The 22,662-nt window shown below is 59.1% G+C and carries 20 protein-coding genes and 1 tRNA gene; 11 read left to right on the forward strand and 10 right to left on the reverse strand.

The window, feature by feature from the left end; translation table 11 throughout:
- The first annotated feature begins 403 nt into the window (after window positions 1–403).
- The 3 genes from GGR28_RS08975 (at window position 404) to GGR28_RS08985 (ending at window position 2,846) form a co-directional block, all read left to right on the forward strand.
- Entirely contained in the window at window positions 404–1,549 is a 1,146-nt protein-coding gene (locus GGR28_RS08975) for a Gfo/Idh/MocA family protein (protein WP_183495449.1), read from the forward strand.
- A gap of 3 nt (window positions 1,550–1,552) precedes the next feature.
- Complete coding sequence (locus GGR28_RS08980) at window positions 1,553–2,179, forward strand: metallophosphoesterase family protein (protein ID WP_183495450.1); 627 nt, start codon at window positions 1,553–1,555, stop codon at window positions 2,177–2,179.
- An 88-nt stretch (window positions 2,180–2,267) separates the two neighbouring features.
- Window positions 2,268–2,846, forward strand: a complete 579-nt coding sequence (locus GGR28_RS08985) for a Uma2 family endonuclease (protein ID WP_183495451.1) — start codon at window positions 2,268–2,270, stop codon at window positions 2,844–2,846.
- Window positions 2,847–2,852: 6 nt separating this feature from the next.
- Here GGR28_RS08985 and GGR28_RS08990 read toward each other — a convergent pair whose 3' ends face one another.
- Together GGR28_RS08990 and GGR28_RS08995 are read right to left on the reverse strand one after the other, a co-directional pair.
- Entirely contained in the window at window positions 2,853–4,211 is a 1,359-nt protein-coding gene (locus tag GGR28_RS08990; protein ID WP_183495452.1) for a pyridoxal-phosphate dependent enzyme, read from the reverse strand.
- Between the two features lie 66 nt (window positions 4,212–4,277).
- Window positions 4,278–5,780 (reverse strand): hypothetical protein, encoded by a 1,503-nt coding sequence (locus GGR28_RS08995; RefSeq protein WP_183495453.1) that lies wholly within the window; start codon window positions 5,778–5,780, stop codon window positions 4,278–4,280.
- A 54-nt stretch (window positions 5,781–5,834) separates the two neighbouring features.
- Here GGR28_RS08995 and folP point away from each other — a divergent pair, with 54 nt between their 5' ends.
- The 3 genes from folP to GGR28_RS09010 all read left to right on the forward strand — a co-directional run bounded on the left by folP (window position 5,835) and on the right by GGR28_RS09010 (window position 9,533).
- Entirely contained in the window at window positions 5,835–6,701 is an 867-nt protein-coding gene (folP, locus tag GGR28_RS09000; protein WP_246416586.1) for a dihydropteroate synthase, read from the forward strand.
- Between the two features lie 117 nt (window positions 6,702–6,818).
- The gene (locus GGR28_RS09005; protein WP_183495454.1) at window positions 6,819–8,000 is read left to right on the forward strand and encodes a DUF4230 domain-containing protein; all 1,182 of its coding nucleotides are present in this window, start codon (window positions 6,819–6,821) and stop codon (window positions 7,998–8,000) included.
- Window positions 8,001–8,789: 789 nt separating this feature from the next.
- Complete coding sequence (locus GGR28_RS09010; protein WP_183495455.1) at window positions 8,790–9,533, forward strand: phenylalanine 4-monooxygenase; 744 nt, start codon at window positions 8,790–8,792, stop codon at window positions 9,531–9,533.
- A 92-nt stretch (window positions 9,534–9,625) separates the two neighbouring features.
- Here GGR28_RS09010 and GGR28_RS09015 read toward each other — a convergent pair.
- A tRNA-Arg gene (locus tag GGR28_RS09015) sits at window positions 9,626–9,699 on the reverse strand.
- Window positions 9,700–9,874: 175 nt separating this feature from the next.
- On the opposite strand from GGR28_RS09015, the gene GGR28_RS09020 reads away from it, so the two are divergent.
- Window positions 9,875–10,753, forward strand: coding sequence for an alpha/beta fold hydrolase (locus tag GGR28_RS09020; RefSeq protein WP_183495456.1), 879 nt, complete (start codon window positions 9,875–9,877; stop codon window positions 10,751–10,753).
- Here GGR28_RS09020 and GGR28_RS09025 read toward each other — a convergent pair.
- Together GGR28_RS09025 and GGR28_RS09030 are read right to left on the reverse strand one after the other, a co-directional pair.
- Window positions 10,750–12,021 carry a replication-associated recombination protein A gene (locus GGR28_RS09025; RefSeq protein WP_183495457.1) on the reverse strand — a complete coding sequence of 424 codons (1,272 nt, stop codon included), beginning with the start codon at window positions 12,019–12,021 and terminating at the stop codon, window positions 10,750–10,752. The genes GGR28_RS09020 and GGR28_RS09025 overlap by 4 nt on opposite strands.
- A gap of 25 nt (window positions 12,022–12,046) precedes the next feature.
- Window positions 12,047–12,526: a GNAT family N-acetyltransferase gene (locus tag GGR28_RS09030; RefSeq protein ID WP_183495458.1), complete on the reverse strand. Its 480-nt coding sequence runs from the start codon at window positions 12,524–12,526 to the stop codon at window positions 12,047–12,049.
- Between the two features lie 132 nt (window positions 12,527–12,658).
- Between GGR28_RS09030 and lpxB the strand changes: the two genes are divergently transcribed.
- Window positions 12,659–13,747 carry a lipid-A-disaccharide synthase gene (gene lpxB, locus GGR28_RS09035; RefSeq protein WP_183495459.1) on the forward strand — a complete coding sequence of 363 codons (1,089 nt, stop codon included), beginning with the start codon at window positions 12,659–12,661 and terminating at the stop codon, window positions 13,745–13,747.
- On the opposite strand, the gene GGR28_RS19080 is transcribed toward lpxB, so the two are convergent.
- A complete protein-coding gene (locus GGR28_RS19080) occupies window positions 13,744–14,160 on the reverse strand; it encodes a YqaE/Pmp3 family membrane protein (protein ID WP_246416588.1) in 417 nt (138 codons plus the stop codon). The genes lpxB and GGR28_RS19080 overlap by 4 nt on opposite strands.
- A 96-nt stretch (window positions 14,161–14,256) precedes the next feature.
- On the reverse strand, window positions 14,257–15,114 hold the full coding sequence (locus GGR28_RS09045) for a DUF6089 family protein (RefSeq protein ID WP_183495460.1): 858 nt from the start codon (window positions 15,112–15,114) through the stop codon (window positions 14,257–14,259).
- Between the two features lie 259 nt (window positions 15,115–15,373).
- On the opposite strand from GGR28_RS09045, the gene GGR28_RS09050 reads away from it, so the two are divergent.
- The 3 genes from GGR28_RS09050 (at window position 15,374) to GGR28_RS09060 (ending at window position 19,491) form a co-directional block, all read left to right on the forward strand.
- Window positions 15,374–17,200, forward strand: coding sequence for an ABC transporter ATP-binding protein (locus GGR28_RS09050; RefSeq protein WP_183495461.1), 1,827 nt, complete (start codon window positions 15,374–15,376; stop codon window positions 17,198–17,200).
- Entirely contained in the window at window positions 17,197–18,213 is a 1,017-nt protein-coding gene (gene murB, locus GGR28_RS09055) for a UDP-N-acetylmuramate dehydrogenase (RefSeq protein ID WP_183495462.1), read from the forward strand. Before GGR28_RS09050 ends, murB begins: the two co-directional genes overlap by 4 nt.
- Before the next feature lie 72 nt (window positions 18,214–18,285).
- Window positions 18,286–19,491, forward strand: coding sequence for a glycosyltransferase (locus GGR28_RS09060; RefSeq protein WP_183495463.1), 1,206 nt, complete (start codon window positions 18,286–18,288; stop codon window positions 19,489–19,491).
- Here the strand turns inward: GGR28_RS09060 and GGR28_RS09065 are convergent.
- The 3 genes from GGR28_RS09065 to GGR28_RS09075 all read right to left on the reverse strand — a co-directional run bounded on the left by GGR28_RS09065 (window position 19,391) and on the right by GGR28_RS09075 (window position 22,563).
- Entirely contained in the window at window positions 19,391–20,761 is a 1,371-nt protein-coding gene (locus GGR28_RS09065) for a bifunctional PIG-L family deacetylase/class I SAM-dependent methyltransferase (protein WP_183495464.1), read from the reverse strand. The two genes, GGR28_RS09060 and GGR28_RS09065, sit on opposite strands and share 101 nt — an antisense overlap.
- Window positions 20,742–21,869, reverse strand: coding sequence for an acyl-CoA dehydrogenase family protein (locus GGR28_RS09070; protein WP_183495465.1), 1,128 nt, complete (start codon window positions 21,867–21,869; stop codon window positions 20,742–20,744). Before GGR28_RS09070 ends, GGR28_RS09065 begins: the two co-directional genes overlap by 20 nt.
- A gap of 67 nt (window positions 21,870–21,936) precedes the next feature.
- Window positions 21,937–22,563: a LysE family transporter gene (locus GGR28_RS09075; RefSeq protein ID WP_183495466.1), complete on the reverse strand. Its 627-nt coding sequence runs from the start codon at window positions 22,561–22,563 to the stop codon at window positions 21,937–21,939.
- Between the last annotated feature and the right edge of the window lie 99 nt (window positions 22,564–22,662).

The raw sequence follows: 22,662 nt of genomic DNA on the forward strand, positions 1-22,662 counted from the left end.
TTTTGCCTTCCATCCGTGAAGGAATCCGTGCAAATTCGTGTAATCCGTGGTTGACCCGGTTCGTGGCATCTTGCCGCGGTTGCGATCACAGTACCTCCCCCTTTTGCCTTCCATCCGTGAAGGAATCCGTGCAAATTCGTGTAATCCGTGGTTGACCCGGTTCGTGGCATCTTGCCGCGGTTGCGATCACAGTACCTCGACCTTTTGCCTTCCATCCGTGAAGGAATCCGTGCAAATTCGTGTAATCCGTGGTGGACCTTTTCCGTTGCGCAGCAACCCCTACCGTTTCGGACCAGAGCCCGCTCCCCCTATGCTCCCATACCAAAATACTTCGCACCCGCGCCCCGCCGCCCCCATTTACTATATTGCGGGCCTTTACACACACGACCAACTCACAGCAAGCATGTATAACTCCATTACCGTTGCCGTCGCCGGCGCTGGATTCATCGGACCCGTCCACGTAGAAGGCCTCCGCCGCCTCGGTATTCGCGTAAAGGGCCTCCTGGGTAAGGACCTGGCCGAATCTACCTCCGCCTGCAAGCAACTCAACCTGGAGCACCCCTACGCCACCTTCGAAGACCTGCTGGCCGACGAGGACATTGACGCCGTCCACCTTGCCGTCCCCAACGTGCTGCACTACCCCATGGTGAAGCAGGCCCTGGCCGCCGGCAAGCACGTAATGTGCGAAAAACCCCTGGCCATGACCTCCGAACAGGGCGCCGAGCTGGTCGAACTGGCCCGCAACAGCAACCTCAAGACCGCAGTGAATTACAACCTGCGCTTCTATCCCATTAACCTGGAAGTCCGCGACCGGCTGAAGGACGACAACAACCGCATCTTCGCCGTGACGGGCAGCTACCAGCAGGACTGGCTCCTCTACGATACCGATTACAACTGGCGCGTACTGGCCGATCAGGGCGGGGCACTGCGTGCCGTTTCCGACATTGGAACCCACTGGCTCGACCTGGTCCACTTCCTTACCGGCCTGGAAGCCGAAGCGGTACTGGCCGACCTGACCACCGTGCACCCCCAGCGCAAACGCCCCCTGGGAGAAGTATCCAGCTTCACGAAAGATTCGGAAAAGGAGCAGGCGACGGAATCGATCGACGTGACCACCGACGATTGCGCCAGCATCCTATTCAAATTTAAGGGCGGCGCGCGCGGACAACTGTTTGTCTCCCAGGTCAGTGCCGGCCACAAGAACCAGCTGAAGTACGACATTGCTACTCAGGATGCCGCCTACGAGTGGAACAGCGAACGCCCCAACGAACTCAGCATCGGTAAGCGCGGGGAATGCAATCAGGTACTGATGAAGGACCCCGGACTAATGACCGGCACCGCGGCGCCCTACATCAACTACCCCGGCGGACACAACGAGGGCTTCCCCGACACCTTCAAGCAGTGCTTCCGGTCTTTCTACGATGCCGTACTCGGCGACACCGCTGCCGGCGAAGAACTCTACGCCACCTTCACCGACGGCCACCAGGAACTCATCCTCTGTGATGCCATTCTGAAGAGCAACGAGGAGCAGGGCTGGGTTTACCTCTAGCCTATGCCCCGTTACGCCATCTCCGACATTCACGGCTGTGCACAGACTTTCGGTAGATTGCTGGAACGCATCCAGCTGCAAAAGACCGACGAACTCTTCCTGCTCGGCGACTACATCGATCGGGGGCCCGACAGCGACGGGGTGCTGCGGATGATCTGGAAGTTGGTGCACGAGAAGTATTCCGTCGTCTGCCTGCGCGGCAACCACGAGCAGATGCTGCTCGATGCGCTGCTGTCGGCCAAAACTCCCTGGGATTACCGGCCCCGCCGCCGCGACCGGGAGGACGTGGAGCAGTGGATGTCTGCCCTCCCCTACTACTACGAAACCCCGGGTTACCTGCTCGTGCACGCCGGACTGAACTTCGGCGCACCCGACCCGCTGGCCGACACTGAGGCGATGCTTTGGGCCCGCCACTGGGAGGAAGAAGTCGATGAAGCCTGGCTCGGGGATCGCATCCTGCTATACGGTCACACTCCCGCGACGATGGCGGCGGTAGCCGACAACGTCGCCCACATGCAAGAAACCAAGTACGCCTGTATTGATTCCGGTTGCGCGATGAACGTTCCTGGTATGGGCTACCTCACGGCGGTGAATCTGGATACGGGGGAGGCCGTTTTCGAGGCGCGGTAAGGAGCAAAATACACCTCAGTGAATGCTGCCACTTGGTGCTTATCTAGTAGAGGGCCAGTTCATTAAGGAAATTTGTAAATTACCATACATGAACGCGGAACAACTAAGCTCACGCCAGTATACCCTGGAAGAATACTATCAGTTATTGGCGAAGTCACCCGTCAAGTATGAGTACGCTGACGGTACCATACGCATGATGGCTGGAGCAAAAGCAAGCCACAATCGGATCGTGAAGAACTGTTTTCGTGCATTCGACGGCGCATCATCCGATTGCGAGTTCTTCCTAAGCGATACAGCGGTATCAATTTCTTCCAACAAGATCTATTTTCCCGATTTGAGCGCAGTCTGTGAGGAAACCGTAGAAGCTGAGGAAGGGGGCATCGAGCGAATTACCAATCCAAGCCTCATCATAGAGGTGTTGTCGCAGAACACCGCTCATGTAGATCGTGGGGAAAAATTTCAGTCTTACTGGCAACTCCCGAGCATGCAGGAATACGTTCTTATCGATAGCCAGAGCTACCTGGTTGAAACATACTTTCGCGAAACCTCCGACTTCTGGCGGATTGGCAGCTCCTATAAGTTGGAACAGGACGTAACCGTGCGGACACTTGGCATAACCCTCCCGCTGGCAAATCTGTATGAGGGAGTTTCTCTTGAAATGGAATGATCAGCCCTATATCGCCTGCAGAATATCGTACTGTGCGATCAGGTGCTTGCGCCCGCTGCGATCGGTAGCTACGACTGCCGGATTTTCCTTGGTGATGTGACGGCCCAGCTCGGACAGGGTCAGGTCGGTGCTTACCTCCGGGAATGGGTTGCGCATGATCTCCCGAACGGGACGCTCGGCGTGCTCCATGGGATTGGCCAGCAGGTAATTGAGTACGTCGGTTTCGATGATGGAACCGACCACTTCCTCCCCGTTCATGACGGGCATCTGGCTAAATTCGTGCTCCTTCATGATCCGTAGTGCCTCGCGGACGCTGTCGTCGCGATTCACCCCGGTCAAGGCACCGTTCTTTTTGTTGGTGATCAGGTCTCGGACCCGGAGCTCGCTGTCGAGGAATCCGCGGTCGCGCATCCAGTCGTCGTTGTAGATCTTGCCGATGTAGCGGCTGCCGTGATCGTGAATGACAACGACAACCAGGTCGTCGTGCTTGAGCTTGTCCTTTAGCTGGACCAATCCGGCTACGGCACTGCCGGCGGAATAGCCCAATAGCAAACCTTCTTCACGGGCCAGTCGACGGGCCATCACGGCACCATCTTTGTCGCTTACTTTCTCGAAGAGGTCGATCACCTCGAAGTCGACGTTCTTCGGCAGGATGTCCTCGCCGATGCCCTCGGTGATGTAGGGGTAGATCTCCTTTTCGTCAAACTCGCCGGTCTCGTGGTACTTTTTAAAGACGGATCCGTAGGTATCGATGCCCCACATTTGCACATCGGGGTTCTGCTCCTTCAGATACCTGCCGACGCCGCTGATGGTGCCGCCGGTACCGACGCCGATCACGACATGGGTGACCCGCCCGTCCGTCTGCCGCCAGATCTCCGGGCCGGTGCTCTCGTAGTGGGCCAGGCGGTTGCTGAGGTTGTCGTACTGATTAAACCAGAAGCTATTGGGGATTTCCTGGCTGAGGCGTTCGGCTACGGAATAGTAGCTGCGGGGGTCCTCAGCGGAGACATTAGTCGGGCACACGATCACTTCGGCCCCCATGGCGCGGAGGATGTCGAGTTTTTCCTTGCTCTGCTTGTCGCTGGTGGTGAAGATGCAGCGGTAGCCCCTTACGCAAGCGGCCAGGGCGAGCCCCATGCCGGTGTTGCCGCTGGTGCATTCGATGATGGTGCCGCCGGGCTTCAGGCGGCCGTCGGCTTCCGCATCCTCGACCATCTTAAGGGCCATCCGATCCTTGATCGAGTGGCCGGGATTGAAGGTCTCGACCTTCATGATCACCCGGCAGGGGAGCTCCCTGACGACCTTGTGCAGTTGGACCATGGGGGTATTTCCGATGGTTTCGAGGATATTATTTTTTATTTCCATTATTTTTTATTACAGCCGTCCAACGGGTACACCCCGTCCAACCGGTACACCCCGTCCAACGGGTATTCACCTAATCTCCAATATCTCCACCTCCAACCCCGATTCCCGAATGAAAGTGCGCGCCAAAAAGTTTGCCGCACCCTCGTCCGTCGTCGGCGCATCGATGTACAGTAGGTAGCCCTCCGCAGACAGTTCTACGCAGTCGCCCACCGCTACCGTAACCGCCGATTGGTACAGGCGGTTGAGCTCCAACGCCCATTCCCGCGCCGCGCCGAAGGTATCGTACCGGCCAAAGAGCAAAATGAATACGGGATCGGTAAGCTGGTGCAGCGGCACGCAGTCGTAATCTACCGTCACCTCCCCGTTCGCACCGATGCGGTAGCGCTGCACGCGGCCGATGTCCGTCACTTCGGAGGTGCTCACCAGGGCCTCCTCAGGCACGTTCACGTCGGCATCTCCCGGAGTAGCTGTGCTGTCGGTGGTGCGGCGGTACTCCCCCTCCTCGATTTCTAACGGGGGCGCGGGATCGGCGGGAGATTCCAGAAAATCAAGGTCGGGCTCCGCGTATTTTCTGCCGTCCATCGCCAGGGGGGTGTACCGCGATTGTTGGTACAGGCCGGCAACGAGCAGAAAAAAGGACGGCACCCCCACCGCAAACACCCACCACCCCAGCTTATAGTAGCCGGGCCGCCGCCGCAGTCCACTGGGGAAAAACTTGCGGTACGCCCGCCGCACTCGGGCACGCAGCAGCAGTATTCTCCGTCGGGGTTGGGTGCGGAGTTTCGGTCGTCCGGGACTTGCCGGCACCAGTCCCATCACGGGCTCGTCCGGGGCCAGGGGGTCGAGCACTTCCGGTCCCAGGGCGGGCTGGGTTTCTTCGGCCCGTGCGAGCCACTTCGGTAAGCGCAGACGGTGACCGGCAAACTGATCGATCTGGCTCGGTGCAATGACCGCGCGCACCACCCGATCCGCCTCCACGGCCAGGAGTCCGAAGCCGTACTTCACGCACTGCCGCTCCAGCTCCCGGTAGCGCCGGCGGGTCCGGAATCCCTTTCCGGCAAAGATTTCCACATCGTACGCCACCCACTGCGCATCGGCGTAAAAGTGCTTAAATTGGTCTACGGCGTAGATGTAGCGATACGTCTGCTGCCTCCGCAACACGGCACTTACCGTTGCAAAAATGGCGGCCAGGGTTGCCAAGATCACCAGATAAGCCTGTGGAGATCCGTACCGCTCCCAGACGTTATATCCCGGCACCTGCGCCCCCGCCCAGGCAAGGATGGCGCCGAAGAACAGCGTCAGCGCGAAGCTGTGCGCGCCGATGCGCCAGTAGTTGGTCTGGTAGAGGATCTCGTCCCGGCTGTCGACGCTGGTGGCTTCCACGGTGGCCGTGAAGAAGCTGCGATCGGGTTTTTGGTAGGCGAGCCGGGCATCGATGAGTACGCCCTGGTAGTAGTGCGGTTTGTCCACGATACGGGTGCCGCCGCCGGCGTAGCGGGGACGTAATTTGTAGTGGAAGCGCAGAAAATTGATGGCCAGGCCGCGGATCTGCTGTTCGGTATAGGGCATCGGTTAGCAAAAGTCGCACATATTGCGGTAATTCGCGCATAACTTGCTCCCACTTTGCCCTTCCAACCCTTTTCCCTCAACTGTAATGGTTGCCTGCTTACGGTCGAAAAACCGCTGGTGATGGGCATTCTGAATGCGACCCCCGATAGCTTCTACGCCGGCAGCCGTACCGATGCGCAACAGGTGGGCGGGGCCGCGGGTGCAATGTGGGAAGCGGGAGCAAAGGTTATTGACATCGGCGGCATGTCTTCCCGCCCGGGCGCCGAGCTGATCGGGGTACAGGAAGAGATCGACCGCGTCATTCCCGTCATCCAGGCGGCCCACGAGGCCGCACCGGATGCCGTGATCAGTTGCGATACCATCTACGCGGCCACGGCCCGCGCCGCCGTTGCCGCCGGAGCCGGCATGATCAACGACATCAGCGCCGGCCGCTTCGATCGGGACTTGTTGCCCACGGTGGCCACGCTGAACGTCCCGTACGTACTCATGCACATGCCCACGGACGCAACTCCCGCTACCATGCAGGAGCACACCAAGGAATATGGCGACAAGGTCGTCACCCACGTCTGGGATTTTCTGGCCGAGCGCGTAATTGCGATCCGCCGAATGGGGGTAAACGACATCATCGTTGATCCGGGCTTCGGCTTCGGCAAATCCTTGAAGCAGAACTACGAACTGCTCAGGAACCTCCACGCCTTCCGCCACATCGGGGTGCCCGTGCTGGCCGGCATCAGCCGCAAGGGGATGATCTACAAACCCCTTAAATCGAGTGCGGAGGAAAGTCTGCCCGCCACGACGGCCTTGCACCTCTACGCGTTGCAGCAGGGGGCATCCGTCCTGCGCGCGCATGACGTAAAGGAAGCCGTGCATGCCGTCAAACTATGGCAGTTGCTGGAAGAGGCGCGGGTGCTGGGCGATTAAATGTCGTCGGCCGACCGAGGCACGAGGCTCGTCCGCCGACTACCCGGGGAATGCTGCCCGACCAACAATGCGTCCAACCCCCGTGTTTCCACAAGACTCACCCAGTTCCCCCCCCTCATGGCCCAACCCAACTATCCCGAGAAAAAAGGCATCGGTACCGCGCAAATAATCATCGTGGTAGCCATCCTGGGCATTCTGGGCGTACTGGGGTACAAGGCATTACGGAATACTCCCGGAAGCTTCCTGGCCGGACCGGCGGAGTATGAATTGCAGTACCGCCCGGCGGATTTCAACTACAACATCGATACCGAAACCGCTCTAGCCATTCTCCAAAATCCACGGCGTTACCGTCGCGAATTCGATCAGATGGTCTACGACATCAATACCGACATCCTGCAACACGTCGGCAATCGCATGGGTCTCAACGACAGCCTTCAGCGAGCCGTGATCCAGGAATACGACCGCCAACACCCACAGCTCACCGAGCTGTATTACAACGACTTCATGCGCCTCCGCGACACCAGCGCCGCGGTGTACGAGACCTGGTACGACGAGGGCGGACAAAAAGTGACCGAAATTTTTGAGGAGGTAGCCAGTAATTATACCTGCTTCATGCTCAACAAGGTGCTGGCCGCCGTCATCCGCACCCGCAACGGCAACATCCTGGCGAAGGGGGCCGACGTCCAGAACCCCTGTACCATCGCCATGGGCGAAGCCCTTCGTCCGCTGGTCGCACGCATGCGGGAGCGCGCCGCCATTGATGATTTCAGCCGCAGCAAGGGCCTGTTCCAGGAAAAGGTCGAAACCGTTATTGGAGAACTCGCAACGATCGAGATCCGCGATAAGAAAGGAATCAACAAAAACCTCCAGACCACCATCTGGGGCATGAACGTTTCGGAGACGGACGTAGAGATCACCGCCCTCTCCATCCTCAAAGTAGGCTTCCGCCTCACCGACTACTTCGACCTGCGCCTCGACGAGCAAACCAAAACGATTAACATTACCCTCCCGGAGCCCGTCATTCTCAGCCACGAGGTCCTCCCCAAAGTCGAAAAGCTCGACATCGGTTGGCTGCGGGAAGTCAAGGGCGCCAACATCAACGAAGGCGTGAACGCCCTCCGCGAAAGCTTCCGCGAAGACGCCCTGGAAAGCGATGTCATGTCCCGCGCCAAAACTCAGGCCGTGGACCTCATGAACACCATGTTCGGACCACTCGTCGGCAACATCGGGCCCCAGTACAAGCTGGTCGTCACATTCCGCGAATCTCCAAGCCGGGTCACCCAGGGCACGCTGGGGTGATCGACTCCTCGTCGGCCGACCATAGGTCGTCCGCCGAGTAATGCATGAAAACCCCTGCAATCCGTAGTACCTCCTCTCAGACCAAAGGCCCCTCCACCCACGCAAACCTATACTCGTAGGCCGCGATCATCCGTGAAAATCCGCGTGATCCGTGGTATACATCTCCCACATTGCGCAACAACCAATCTAAATCTCCGACAAAATCCGCGTCTTCCGCGTAATCCGCGGTGCCCCCCCGTTGCACAGCAACCGCCCCCCCTAGCCGTGCAACACCTCTCCCGTTGCGCAGCAACCAATCCTAATCTGCGACATGAATCCGCGCTTAATCTGCGTAATCCGCGGTGCACCCCCTCTCCGTTGCGCAGCAACCACTCCAATCTCGGACTAAAAGCCGCTCGACCTCACCTCTCTCGACGTGCAACGGCCCGACCTTGATCCGTGAAAATCCGCGCAATCCGTGGTGACTCTCCCGCGTTGCGCAGCAACCACTCCCATCTCGGACTAGAAGCCACTCGCCCCCGACTCTCTCGACGTGCAACGCCCCGACCTTGATCCGTGAAAATCCGCGCAATCTGCGGTGCCCCTCCCTCGTTGCGCAGCAACCACCCCCATCTCGAACCGGAGGCTGCTCTACCTCTAATCTGCAAAGAAATCTGCGCCATCTGCGTAATCCGCGGTGACCACTACCCCCTTGCGCAGCAATCAAAAAACACCCCCACCCCATTCAAAACCTTTCCCCTATCTTTACAGTTGCACAGACAACCATTGCCTTAACAAATCGCGCCGATCATGCCCACCACAACGTCCGATTCCCCCGTTCAAAAGTACGACGCTTACACCTCCTCCGATTACCGCATCTGGCGAATGCTCACCCAGCGCCAAATGGAGGCCCTCAAGCCCCGCGCGTGTGCCGAATACCTGCACTGCCTGCGGGAACTTTACCCCATCCTCTCACCGGATCATCCCCCCCGCTTCAGTGATTTAAATCGAGCCCTGCGGGACGCCCACGGTTGGTCGATCGAAGTAGTAAAAGGATTTCTGCCGGTCGATGAGTTTTTCTCCCTGCTCTCCCGCCGCCGCTTCTGCTCCAGTACCTGGTTGCGCCGGGAAGACCAACTCGACTACCTGGAAGAGCCGGACATGTTCCACGACATCTTCGGTCATATTCCGCTATACCTGAACCAAGATTACGCCGACTTCGCCCAAAAACTCGGTGCACTCGGTGTCAAATTCGCCGGCGACGAAGAAAAGATCACCCAGCTGCAGCGCCTCTACTGGTTCACCATCGAATTCGGCGTGATCCGTCAAAACGGTGACCTCAAAGTATACGGTGCCGGCATCTGTAGCAGTCCCCAGGAAACCAAGCACATCTACACCGATAACGCCGTAGTTGTCAAGGATTTCAACCTGGATGAAGTGACGCAACAAACCTTCGTGATCGACAAGGTCCAGATGCTCTACTTTGCCATCGACGACTTCGCCCAACTGTATACCGCAGTGGATGAGTTGGAAGAAAGGTGGGAAGTTCGTTAGTCCTTTGGTCAGTTAGTATTTTAGTGCGTTAGTCGGTATGCCCCTACCGTACTAAAGTACTACCCGACTACAGTACTAATTAACTACCCAAGTGCCCCGTAAAGGATTCGAACCTTTGACCTGAAATTTAGAAGATTCCTGCTCTATCCAACTGAGCTAACGGAGCTTGACGCCGCGAAATTAGGTTAATCCTGCGAAACGGCCAAGCTACGCTACTTCGAAGGACAAAATCATAAAATTGTCTTAAACCTCCCCTATTCCCAATATTATACCGTCACCCGGGACCTCGCACACAACTTGCTGGTAGTATATAGCGTATTCTTAGTACACCCCAACCAATAATGTTACTGAGAAAAAAGAGGTCCTACCTCCTGCTTGCCTTCCTCCTGTTCGTCGCCTACGCCGTTTATCGGCTGGAGCCTTACGTGACGATCCAGATGAACGACGACCAGCTCAGTGCCACCATGAAAAGCGCCCGGCTGGATGCCGAAATCGGCTATCAGGAAGGGACCACCCGCCGACTACGGTACCTCCAGATCGGCCAGGATACTTCCAAACCTCTGCTGGTGTTCATCCACGGTGCACCCTCTTCTAGCGCATGGTGGTTGAGTATGATGCGCGACAGCTCCCTGCGTAGCGAAGCCAACCTACTGGCCATCGACCGCCCCGGTTACGGAGGTAGCGGCCTGGGCATGCCGATGACCTCGGTGCAGGAACAGGCCGAGAACGTAGCCGCCGTGATCCGTTCGCGTCGCCATCCCAATCAGAAGATTGTAGTGCACGGCAGCAGTTACGGTGGTACGGTAAGTGCGCGCCTCGCCATGGATTTTCCGAATTTAGTCGACGGATTGTTGCTGCAGTCGGCAAGCATGGCCCCTACTGAGGAATATACCTTCTGGATCACCCACCCCACCAGTCACTGGGCCCTATCCTGGCTGTTGCCCAGCGGCATCAATACGGCCAACCACGAAAAACTGGCGCACGAAGCGGAATTGCACGATATGGCCAACGAATGGCACAACATCGATGCCAATACCGTTATCCTTCACGGTACCGACGACTGGTTGATCTATCCGCGAAATGCCTACTACGCCTGCGATCGGATCATCAACGCACCGACGCTGGTCCACCACATGGTCAAGGGCAAACAACACGATCTGCTTTACACCGCGCCGAAGCTACTCAAGCACTACCTCCATTTCCTGCTGGCCGAAGCCTAGTACTTATCCCCCCACTGCTTTTTCATCCGCTCACCGATGTTCTTTTCGGTGGGGTTGTTGCTCTGTGGCTTGAAGAAAGCGGTTCCGGAAAGCGCGTCGGGCAGGTATTCCTGGCGGGCGAAGTTGCCGGGATTGTCGTGACTGTAATTGTAGTTTTTGCCGTAATCCAGTTGCTTCATCAGCTTGGTGGGCGCATTGCGCAGGTGCAGTGGAACGGGCAAGGTGCCGGAGTTTCTCACTGCCTGCTGTGCCGCACCGATCGCCTGGTAGCTGCTGTTCGACTTCGGACTCGTGGCCAGGTAAATGGTGGCCTGACTCAGAATGATACGGGCTTCCGGATACCCGACCATCTGGGCAGCCTGGGCGGCGGTAGTCGCCATGAGCAGGGCATTCGGATTGGCCAGTCCAATATCTTCCGAAGCAGCGATCACCAGCCTACGTGCGATAAATTTCAGGTCCTCCCCACCCTCGATCATACGGGCCAGCCAGTACACGGCGCCGTTCGGGTCACTCCCCCGTATACTCTTAATGAGGGCCGACGCAATGTCGTAGTGTTGCTCGCCGGTTTTATCGTAGCGGGTCAGGTTTTCCTGCACGCGGGCGGTAATGTACTCCGTGTCAAGGGTCACCCGCTGACCGTCGGCGGCTTCGTGGGTCACCAGTTCCAGCACGTTGTAGAGCCGACGGCCGTCACCACCGGAATACCGAATCAGGGTATCGTAGTCGTCTACCACTACGTCCATCTTGCTCAGGTACTCGTCCTCGGCCAGCGCCCGGTCTACCATACCGGTTAAGTCGTCGCGCCCGAGCGGTTCCAGCACGTACACCTGGCACCGGGAGAGCAGGGCCGGGATAACTTCGAAGCTGGGGTTTTCGGTCGTGGCGCCAATAAGCGTCACGGTACCCGCCTCTACGGCCCCGAGTAGGCTGTCTTGTTGCGACTTACTGAAGCGGTGGATCTCGTCAATGAACAGGATTGGTGAGGCGGAGGCGAAAAATTTCCCGCGCTTGGCCTTATCGATCGTCTCCCGCACGTCCTTTACGCCACTATTGATGGCCGAAAGCATGTAGAACGGTACTTCCAACTGCGCGGCTACGATACGGGCCAGGGTCGTCTTACCTACACCCGGCGGCCCCCACAGGATAAAGCTCGGCAGCCGGCCCGTTTCGATGGCGCGCCGCAGGACTGCTCCCTTACCGACCAGGTGGGTCTGACCGACGTAGTTATCGAGGGACGTAGGGCGCATTCGTTCGGCTAGGGGCTGCATAGGATCGGGGGCGTTGGGGAACGGATTACAGGTGAAAAATAGAAGCGTGGTAGGCCGGATCGTACAGCATCGCCCGGTGTGGGATGCCGTCTTCATCGTACACATCACCTATGCCTACATACCCCAGGCTTGCGTAAAAGTTCTGCAGGTGCGCCTGAGCGCTGATCTTAATCTCCCGCTCGCCAAAGGCCCGCACCAGCACCTGCCGGGAGTACTCCATCAGCGGCCGGCCCAACCCCGCCCCCCGGGCAAAAGGCGCCGTAAGCACCCGACCGATGCTGGCATAGTCAGCGTACGACACCCCACGATCCAGCACCCGCGTATAGGCCGCCACTCTCCCGTCGACGGTACCAACCACGTGCCAAGCCTCCTGGTCCTTCCCATCCGCATCCAGGTAATAGCAGGTTTGCTCCACCACGAACACCTCCTGCCGCACCGCCAGAATCTCGTACAGAAGGTCATTGCTCAACTCCTCAAACCGGTAAGCATTCCACTCAGGCTGCATATCAAAAAATTTTCCGTGAAGTAACGACGCCCCCAGCCAAACCCACCTCGCTATCTTCGCACTTTACCCTGCACCCGCGACCCCGCCCCCCCTCACTCCCTCAATCCCTCCCCCCCTTTAACCCCTCCCCCCTTGCGCTACTACCTCATCGCCGGCGAAGCCTCCGGAGACCTGCACGGCTCCAAGTTGGTGGAAGCCCTCCGACAACGTGATCCCGACGCCGTAATCCGGGCCTGGGGCGGTGACCTGATGCGTGCCGCCGGAGCCGAAGTGGTCAAACACTACCGTGAGCTGGCCTTTATGGGATTTGTGGAAGTGGTGATGAATTTACGCACCATCCTGGGCAACATCAAGCGGTGTCAGGAGGATATTGAGGCCTTTAATCCCGACCGGCTCGTGCTCATCGACTACCCGGGCTTCAACCTGCGCATCGCGAAGTGGGCCCGCCCCCGCGGCCTGGACGTGACCTACTACATCAGCCCGCAGATCTGGGCGTGGCACACCAGCCGGGTCTACCAGGTGAAGGCAAACGTGGACCGCATGCTGGTGATCCTTCCCTTCGAGCGCGACTTCTACGCCAAATACGGAGTGGAAGCCACCTTCGTCGGCCACCCGTTGCTGGACGTCGTGGCCGAGATAGAGCCGACCGGTGAACGCAAGCACGTTGCCATATTGCCCGGATCACGCCGCCAGGAAATTTCGCGAAGCCTGCCGGTTATGCTCGCCGCGGCAGCTCGGTTGCCGGAACACACCTACGTAGTCGCCGGAGCGCCGGGGCAGGACCGGGAAGTTTACGATGCCCTGATCGCAGCTGCGCCGTGCCCCCCCAAGCTTAAATTCGTAAGCAGCGACACCTACGGCGTGCTCTCCGGTGCGCATTCGGCCATGGTCACCAGCGGCACCGCTACCTTGGAAACGGCCCTGTTTGGTGTGCCGCAGGTGGTTTGCTACCGGGGCAACCCACTGAACTACTGGCTGGCACGCCGACTCGTCGCGAAGCGCATCAAGTACATTTCTTTGGTAAACCTGGTGATGGATGCTCCCGTCGTGCCGGAGCTAATCCAGGCGGACTTCAACGAGACGCTGCTGACCGAAACCCTACAAAAAACAATTGCCGGCCCCGAACGGGACCGGCAACTGAAGGATCTGGAGCGACTGCGGGTCAGACTGGGCGAGGGAGGTGCGGCCAGTCGTGCAGCCACTGCAATCATTGAAAATTAAGCATTGCCGAAGATCACCAGCAGGGCGTAGATCAGTCCCGGCAGGTAGAACAACAGGGTAAGCAGCAGGGCAATCCAGAATTTGGAAGTCAGTTCACCCTCGTAGAGGAGTACTCCGAGGGGTGGCAACAGAATAGTTACCAGTACGAGGAGCAGGGTATTGGTATCTGCGTCGCGGTAATCTTCGAGGGCGTTTTTGACGGCCTTGCGCTGTTCGCGCTTGAGCTGGCGGCGTTCCTTGCCGGACATTTCCTTCAGCGATTCGCGGTATTCGTTGACGGCGTCGAGGGCAGCTGCCTCTGCGGCCGTTTCTGCAGCGGGGGTGGCCGGGGTAGGTACGACGATTGCCGCGTGGGTGCTACCGAACACCATAAAGACCAGCAAGAAAGACAGGGTAAATGTACGTAGGCTCATGCGGGGAGAGTTTTGAAGAAAGTAGGCGAAATTGCCACCTGACCTAACCCGGATTTGCCCCCGAGGTTTATTACCAAGCCTCCCTGATTTTCTTTCCTAGAAGGAGTAACAACCGTTGCCTCCACTACCCCAACCGCCCAGGCGGATACCCAGGGTCAGGTTGATCATGAAGTAGAAATCGTCGGAGTCGCCGCCGCGCCGGTATTCCAGTCCCTCGGGAGCTTCCCCGGGGTCGACCGCCGGGTTGGAGAAGAAGGCTCCCCGGGTGGTGGTATTGTCCAGAACGTCTTGGTAGACCAACCGCCGCCCGGTAACGTCGTCCAGGTAGTCGGTGTTGGTGATCCGTCCACTCACCTCACCTCCGACCACGAACCGGTCGCCGAGTTTGGCACGCACGCCACCGCCCAGGTGGAGGGTGGTGATGGACAGCTCGTAGGGAGCGGGGTCGTACTGCCCGGTCATGATTCCCTGTCCTTCGGTGCGAAGCGGCTGAAGTTCGTAGTAGATGCCGTCGACCTGGGATTCCGGATTGAAGGAAGTACGTCCGATGCCAGCCATGACGTAAGGCGCCACGAAGCGGTCGTCGGGATCACCGAGGTAGAACAGGTCGAACTCGACGGCTACGCTGTACTCCTGAATCTTGGAGCGGAAATTCCGGGTGATCGAGGTACTCGTGCCGTTACCTAAACTGACGTTTGTACTGTTCTCCGCTTCAATGGTACCGAACGCACCGTTGAAGCGCAACCCGATGCGGTTGACCGGCCGGTAGCGCAGGTACACTCCCCCGAAGGTGTTCCAATCGTTGAGGAACTTAATCCCGGGGTCGCTCAGATCGCCGTTGTAGGGCATATCACCGGCCATGGCGCCTATCTCGAAGTAGCTCTGTGCGGTTGCGCTCGTGGAGAAAAGCGTGATAAAGGCCAAAATGAAGCAGGGTAGGGTCAGTCCTTTCATGACATCTGGTTAGGGTTGTTCAAATTAAAAAAGCGACACTCAGCATAAAACTTCTATTTGACGCTAAAATTGTCAACCGTTGCACTCCCGTTTGCCCCGACGGGGAATATTTGTGTGGAAAGACGAAAGAAGAGCAGGCGGCGGACTGGTAGGTAGCTGTTGCCGTGAATCCGATGTTATTACCTCCATTAATCACAGTAAGTTCAAAAAAAGCTCGCAACACGATCTTTTGCTGCTTAAAGCGTTTCCTTTGTCAGTCATGGCAACAAGTACACTTAACCCCGAGGAAGCCAAACCGCGCATCACCAAGGACCGCCTGCGGCGTTCGATGCGCATCTTCGATTACGTCTGGCGGTACCGCTGGCTGTTCTTGTTGAGCTTCGTCATTCTCAGCGTCAGCTCGCTGGTCTTCCTCGTCGTCCTGCAGCTGCCGGGAGAGGCGCTGAACGTCTACAACGGCGACGGCAAGTACGGCCTTACCGTCAACCAGATCTTTCTGCTCCTCACCGTATTGCTCGTCCTCCAGGCCCCACTCAGTTTCTTCCGGGTGCGCATACAGGCTATCGTGAGCGAGCGGGCAATGGCGGCGCTGCGCAAGGACCTGTTCGCCAAAATCCTGCACCTCAGCATCCCCTTCTTCGAACGCAGCCGGGTAGGAGAACTGACGAGCCGCATCACCAACGACATCACGCAAATCCAGGGGGTATTCAGCTTAACGCTGACGGAGTTTGCCCGCCAGATCATCATCCTGCTGGGTGCAACGGTATTTATCCTCTTCACCATGTTCCGGCTGGCGTTGGTGAGCCTGATTATTTTTCCCGTGGTGGTCATCGCGGCGATGTTCTTCGGGCGTTACGTGCGTAAAATGACCAAGGCCCGGCAGGAAAAACTGGCCCAGTCTAACGTGATCGTAGAGGAAACCCTGCAGAGTATTTCCACGGTCAAGGCCTACACGAACGAGGAGTTTGAGCTCGCGCGCTACGCTAAGAGCATCGATGAGTCGGTCGATATTTCCATCCGAACGGCCAATGCGCGCGGCCTGTTTTCCGCCTTCATCGTCACCGTCATGTTCGGAGCCCTTTTCTTCATCATCTACCGAGCCATCCTGCTGGTGCAGGCCGGAGATTTGCCGGTGGGAGACCTTTTTTCCTTCATCGTTTTCACCGCCATTATCGGAGGATCGGTTGCGAGCCTGGGTAATTTTTACAGCGAGATCGTAGCCGCACTGGGTGCGTCCGACCGCGTCATCGATATCCTGGAGAGCGAGGAAAGCGAAGGAACTGGGGCGGGACCGCAGGTGCAGGGCCAAGCCGGTAAAAAAGCAAACGTTCCGGGCACCTTCGCCGGTGCGATCAGCTACGATAACGTAACCTTCTCCTACCCTACCCGATCGGACGTGACCGTACTGAAGGGCATCGACCTCAACGTCGCGCCGGGAGAAAAAGTAGCCCTGGTCGGTGCCAGCGGTAGCGGAAAATCGACGATCGTCAAACTGCTGCTGCGCTTCTATCCCGTCGACGGCGGACGCATCACCATCGACGGCCAGGACATTGAGTCGTTCGACCTGGAAAGCTACCGCGATCAACTGGCGCTCGTGCCCCAGGAAGTCCTGCTGTTCGGCGGCTCCATACGCGAAAACATCACCTACGGCAAGCTGAACGCTACCGACGCCCAGGTACGGGAAGCCGCCCGCCAGGCGAATGCGCTCGACTTTATCGACGCCTTCCCCGAAGGACTGGAGACGGTGGTTGGAGACCGGGGCATCCAGCTCAGCGGCGGACAACGGCAGCGGGTCGCCATCGCCCGGGCCATCCTCAAGGACCCTAAGGTGCTATTGCTTGACGAAGCGACCAGTAGTCTCGATGCCGAGAGCGAACGGGTCGTGCAGGAAGCCCTCGACAACCTGATGCGCGGCCGGACCAGCATCATCATCGCCCACCGCCTGGCAACCATCCGTGATGTAGATCGGATTTACGTCATCGAAAACGGGGCCATCGTAGAATCGGGGACCCACGCCGAATTGAGCACTCGTCCGCACGGGGCCTACTCCGCCCTCGCCCGCCTACAATTCGATCTCGCGGAATGATCAGAAACAACGTACGGCTGGACCGTTTCAACACTTTCGGCCTGCCCGCTACCGCCGAACGCTACCTGCCCCTCCTCCACCCGGATCAACTGACGGGGCCGGAATTTCAACGAGCCCCCGATCTCGTACTCGGCGGCGGCAGCAACCTGCTGCTGATGGAAAAAGTGCCGGGACTTACCGTACACGTACTGATGAGCGGCATCGAATGGTCGGACGGGAAGGGTCGGTTCCGGGTTGCGGCCGGCACGGACTGGAACCAGTTTGTCCGCTATACCCTGGAAATCGGCTTTCCGGGCCTGGAGAACCTGATCCTGATCCCCGGCACCATCGGCGCCTCACCGGTACAAAACATCGGTGCCTACGGTGCGGAAGTGAGCGAATTCATCACGGCGGTGCATGCCTGGGAATACGGAAGCGGGCCGGTGGTACTTTCCCCGGATGACTGCCGGTTCGGTTACCGCGACAGCCGCTTCAAGCACGAACCCGATCGCTTTCTGATCACCGCCGTCGACTTCGATCTGAGCGAGCGACGCCCCCTGAAAATGGAGTACGGTGCGATCACCGGAGAACTAGCGCGGCAGGGCATCACGGATCCCACTCCCGCCGATGTCGCCAATGCGGTCACTAACATCCGACGCAGCAAACTGCCCGACTGGTTTTTTCTGGGCAACAGCGGCAGTTTCTTCAAGAATCCGGTCGTCGACCGCGGTGTGTACGACCGCTTACTGGATGAATTCCCCGATTTGCCGAGCTACCCCATCGACGACCAATCGGTGAAGTTGCCCGCGGGCTGGCTGATCGACCGGGCGGGCTTGCGGGGCAGCGGCACGTCACGGGTAGGCTCCTACGAAAAGCAGGCGCTCGTCCTGGTCAACCGCGGTGGGGCCCGCGGCAGCGACGTACTGTCGTTCAGCCGGAACGTTCAGCGTACCGTTCGCGAGAAATTCGGGGTGGAGCTCGAGCCGGAGGTAAGACAGGTTCCCGCCCAGGTGGCAGCTCAGCTAAGCCTCTAGGCTATATTCCGGGCAGGGGTTTTAAACATTTGGGGCGTTTTCCCGGATTTGAGAAGTAACACTTCCTAAACCGTGCTTGACCCCCTTTCCCCCGTACTCCCTCCCCTGAAGCTGCCGCCGATCCACCCGGCGTGCCGCCTCTCCGTCACCGTGCCGGCCAAGGATGAGGCCGATTTCATTCTGCCGACCCTCCGGGCGCTCCGCTGGCAAGTAGATGAATGCGGTGCCCCCCTCGACCCAGCGTGTTACGAAGTTATCCTGCTCGCTAACAATTGTCGCGATGCGACCGCCAACCTGGCACGTGCGTTCGCCCGCGCGCATCCGGACTTTCGACTGCACGTAGTCGAGCGCCATTTCCGACCGGAAGTCGCCTGCGTCGGCACCGCCCGGCGCATGATGATGGAAGCAGCCGCCGAAAGACTTCCTCCCCACGGCATCATCAGCACCACCGATTCGGATACCCTGGTCGACCGGCACTGGGTAGCCGCCACCCTTCGCGCTTTCGACCGGGGAGCGTATGCGGTCGGCGGCCGCATCACCACACCCCGTTGCCACCGCGGTGCATACCGGAAAATTTACCTCCAGGACGTGACCTATCGCCTGCTCCAGGCACGACTGGAACACATGATCGATCCGCAACCGGACGATCCCGCCCCCCGTCACTTTCAGCAGTACGGACCCAGTATGGCGGTTCGGGTAGATGCGTACCGCGCCTGTGGCGGCATGCCCCCGCTAAAGGCGATCGAAGATGTTGCCCTGGGTTGGGCCCTCGAACGGATCGACGTAAGCTTCGTACACGACCCGGCCGTACGCGTCACTACTTCCGACCGCGCGAGCAGTCGGGTAGACGGAGTGGCCTTCAGTCATGCACTGGACGAATGGGGCAGGATGATTGCGGAGAACCGTAAGCCCGTCGTGCCCGGCTTACAAAACTGCCTCCGCTTATATAAGTGGAAAGTGGCCCTACGCAGGGCATTTTTCGAGCGCCGCTTGGGTGGTTCCCCTGCCCTGTTCTCCCTGGCGAGCTACCTAGATCTATCTCCGGCGAGCCTGGAGGAACGGGTCGCAGCAGCCCCCACATTCGGTGCCCTGTATCAGGATATCAGACAACAACTGGAAGCTACCCACGCCTTTTCGGATACGACCTTCGAGGTGGCCATTCAGGACTTGCGCAAGTTTACCCGTTCGGCGTGCCTTTCCCCCGTCGCCAAACATCGAGTCGGTAGCGTTCCGCCCGGGTACCGTGTACGTGGTGAAAGCCGACAAGGCGCTGCTTGAATGCTTCGTGCACCTCGTCGCCCGTCAGCGGATAATCCGGAACGTAGGGGGTGTAGTGGACGAGGATCAGGTCGCCACCCCGGTTGATCCCCTGCTGGATAAGGTCAATGGAACGGTACAGGTCCTCGTAGCCCCAGTAGTATCCGACTTCGGAGAGGACAACTAGGTCGAAAGAAGCAGTAGGATATTCTTCCGGAATAATCATCTGCCGAAACTCCACCTCCGGCCGGCCGGCCAGGCGGGCACGCGCACGTGCCAGGGGCGCTTCGCTGGTATCTACCGACAGCAGCTTATCGCAGCGGTCGGCCAGCAGCTCGGTGAGCACTCCGATGGAGCAACCGATCTCGAAGCCGGATGGGTAACGATCCCGGGGCAGGGCCGCTATGGTCGCCGCATATTTTCCGTGCTCGTACGCACTGGTCTCAAAGTTCCAGGGGTCGTCGCGGTCGTCGTACACCCGGTCGAAGTATCCGGCACCCAGGCTACGGTGACGCTTGGCGGCCGGCTCGAAGTACACTTCGCTTGTCCCGCGGAAGTGGTCCAGCATATGGTCCTGCAGGACAAATCCGGTTGGATCATCGTCGATGACCTGCCCCAGTTGGGAGGCGTGGGCAAGGACGGCGGCTTCTTTGCGATCCTGCTGTGCGGTCACGTCGAGTCGCCAGGCGATCATCTCCTCGGCCCGGGGCAGGTCGACTACGTTGGTTGCTTCCCACATCCAGATCGGGTATTCGATCCAGCGGGGTTCGGTAGGCAGCTTATCGGCCGCGGCCCGGCAGATGTCCCAGGTGGTGCGGTGATCGGGATGCAGGTCACGCCGCCAGGGCACCACTACGGTGTCGGCCCTCCACTCCGTAAGCCAGTTGGCTACCGTGTTCACCGCAGCGGAAAATCCCTCGTCGTGGCGACCCGGAATGGCCCCGTCGGGAAGTCCCATGAAGTGTACCCGGTCAGCCGGCACTCCCAATTCGTTACACGCGGCGAGGGCTTCTGTTTGCCGGATAGCCGCTCTGCGCTCGCGGGGGAAATTGACGGAATTGGGGTGGGACATGGAGCCGTCGCTGACGAATACCACCCGCACGGCCTGCCCCCGGTCGGCCAGTGTGGCAATCAGCCCTCCGCAACCCAGCGACTCGTCGTCGGGATGGGGCGAGAAAACGACGGTTGAGCTCCACGCCTCAAGGTCCCCGACGGGGTGCACCGGGGTGTTTTCCCGCAAATCGCGTTTTCTTTTCTCGACCAGGGCGGGGTCAGTCGGTAGTGTAGTCATCCAGAATTTGTTGGCCGATCGCCTCCAGGACTGCATCGGGGGCGGGCTGCCGCAGGTACATGTTGAGGTCGGCGTGGAGGCGGGCGAAGGGGTGCGGGTGCAACATTCCCGCGGCTCCCAGGCTTTTCTCGGCGAGTTTCAGGCTTTCGTCGCAGTAGCCGGCAATGGCGGTGCGGGTCATATTGGCGGTGTGCACGATTTGGCCGGGATCGGAAGCGGGATCGTCCGCTACCTGCCCCGCGTGCTTGAGCCACAGCTTGCCGCTTTCCACCGCGATGGCCAGTTGGCCGATGCGGGTGCGCTGGTATCCGTTGCCAGTTCTCCCGGCCGAACGGAGGTGGTCGCGGCACGCATCCAGGATCGCCTCCGCGCCACCGAGCTGGACTGCGGCGAACCGGATGGCTCCTCCGCTGAAGGAGGGTTGGCGGGAGTAATCGTCGGGATCGCCGAGCAGATCGTCGGCAGCGAGGTCGATACCGGTAAATTCGATTTTATGACTCACGCTGTTGCGCATTCCGGTGGGCTTCCAGAATTTTTCGTCTACCGGGGGGCAGTGGTCGTCGAGCGGCACAATGGCCATTTGCCAGCCCCTGTCGTCGCCCGCAGTGGTGTGTAAATTTCCCGTAATCAGGGCGCGGGTGACGTGCACCGAACCGCTGCAGAAGCTCTTCGCTCCGCCGATGGTAATGTGGCCTTCTTTTCCTGGGTAGAGTCGTATTCCGTCGTGCATTTGGGTATTCCACACGCCGAAGAGGTGGCCGTTACGTGCGTCGCGGAACCAGCGCTCCTGTTGGTGGGGGGTAGCGTACAGGCCGATTAGGTGGAGTGCGTTTACGTGTCCTTCGTAGATTCTGCCGACCGACAGGTTACCCTTCCCGATACGCTGCAAGAGCTGAAGTAGCGTGGCGGTGTGGCGGGCGCGCAGGTCCAATGGCTGTCCGGGAAGCGTTACGTACAGGAGGCCGGCGTTGCGCAGTGCGGCGATTTCCCGGTGGGGAAAACCACCGTCGGCGTAGGTGTCAGCGGCCCATTCGGCGAATTGCTCAGTGAGGCGGTCAACCCGCCCAAAGTCGAACGATACGGAGGGGGCGGCGGCGCTGCGGGTCATAATTTATGAAAGCCAAAAGTGCCGCCGGGTGTTTGCTGTACTTTGCGAATATTTCGGCAATTTCCCCTCAGAGCAGGCTCCGCATCCCCTGAATCACGGCCAGGACGACCAACAAGGCTCCGAGGACGAAGTTGATGTTGCGGGTCAGGAAACGGGCCCTCCGGTGCATCCAGTTTGCAAGGCGGGCGTAAGCCCCGAAAATAAGCATGGCACCCGCGCCCGCGCCCGTTGTAAAGCCCGTACGTGCGGCAGCATCCCCGGCCAGGTGACCGTCGGTAAGCAACCACCCGCCGATGGCAAAAAAATAGGGAATGGTGAGGAAGTTCATCAGCGCGAGCACCGCTCCGCGGGCGAAGGGACTCCCCCGGTACGGACGCGATTCGGCAGCCTCCTCGGCCACCTTTGCGCGGTAGCCCTTAAAGAGGAAGAAGGCGGCCAGGACCAGGAAGACGAAGGCCGACCACTGCTTCATGACTACCAGGATGCCGGGATGCGACGTGAAGTAGTTGGCGAAGAAAATGGCCAGTCCGGCCTGCAGCGTAAAGGCCACCGCCATACCGGCCGCGAACTGGTAACCGGCCCGGCGCCCGGCACGCAGGCTTACGCTCACACTGGTCATGTTCAGCATTCCGGGAAATAAGGTTGCCCCGGCGGCAGCGGCGAGGCCGAGCAGAACGGCGGTGAGATAATCCACGCCGCAAAGGTAGGTTCATCGGTAGATTTTGGGGATAATTCACCGTGGCCATTATTGAATGCAAGGTAAATTTGCCACCTTCGCGAGTAACCCATTAAA

It is taken from the genome of Neolewinella aquimaris (assembly GCF_014197245.1).
Lineage (GTDB): Bacteria > Bacteroidota > Bacteroidia > Chitinophagales > Saprospiraceae > Neolewinella > Neolewinella aquimaris.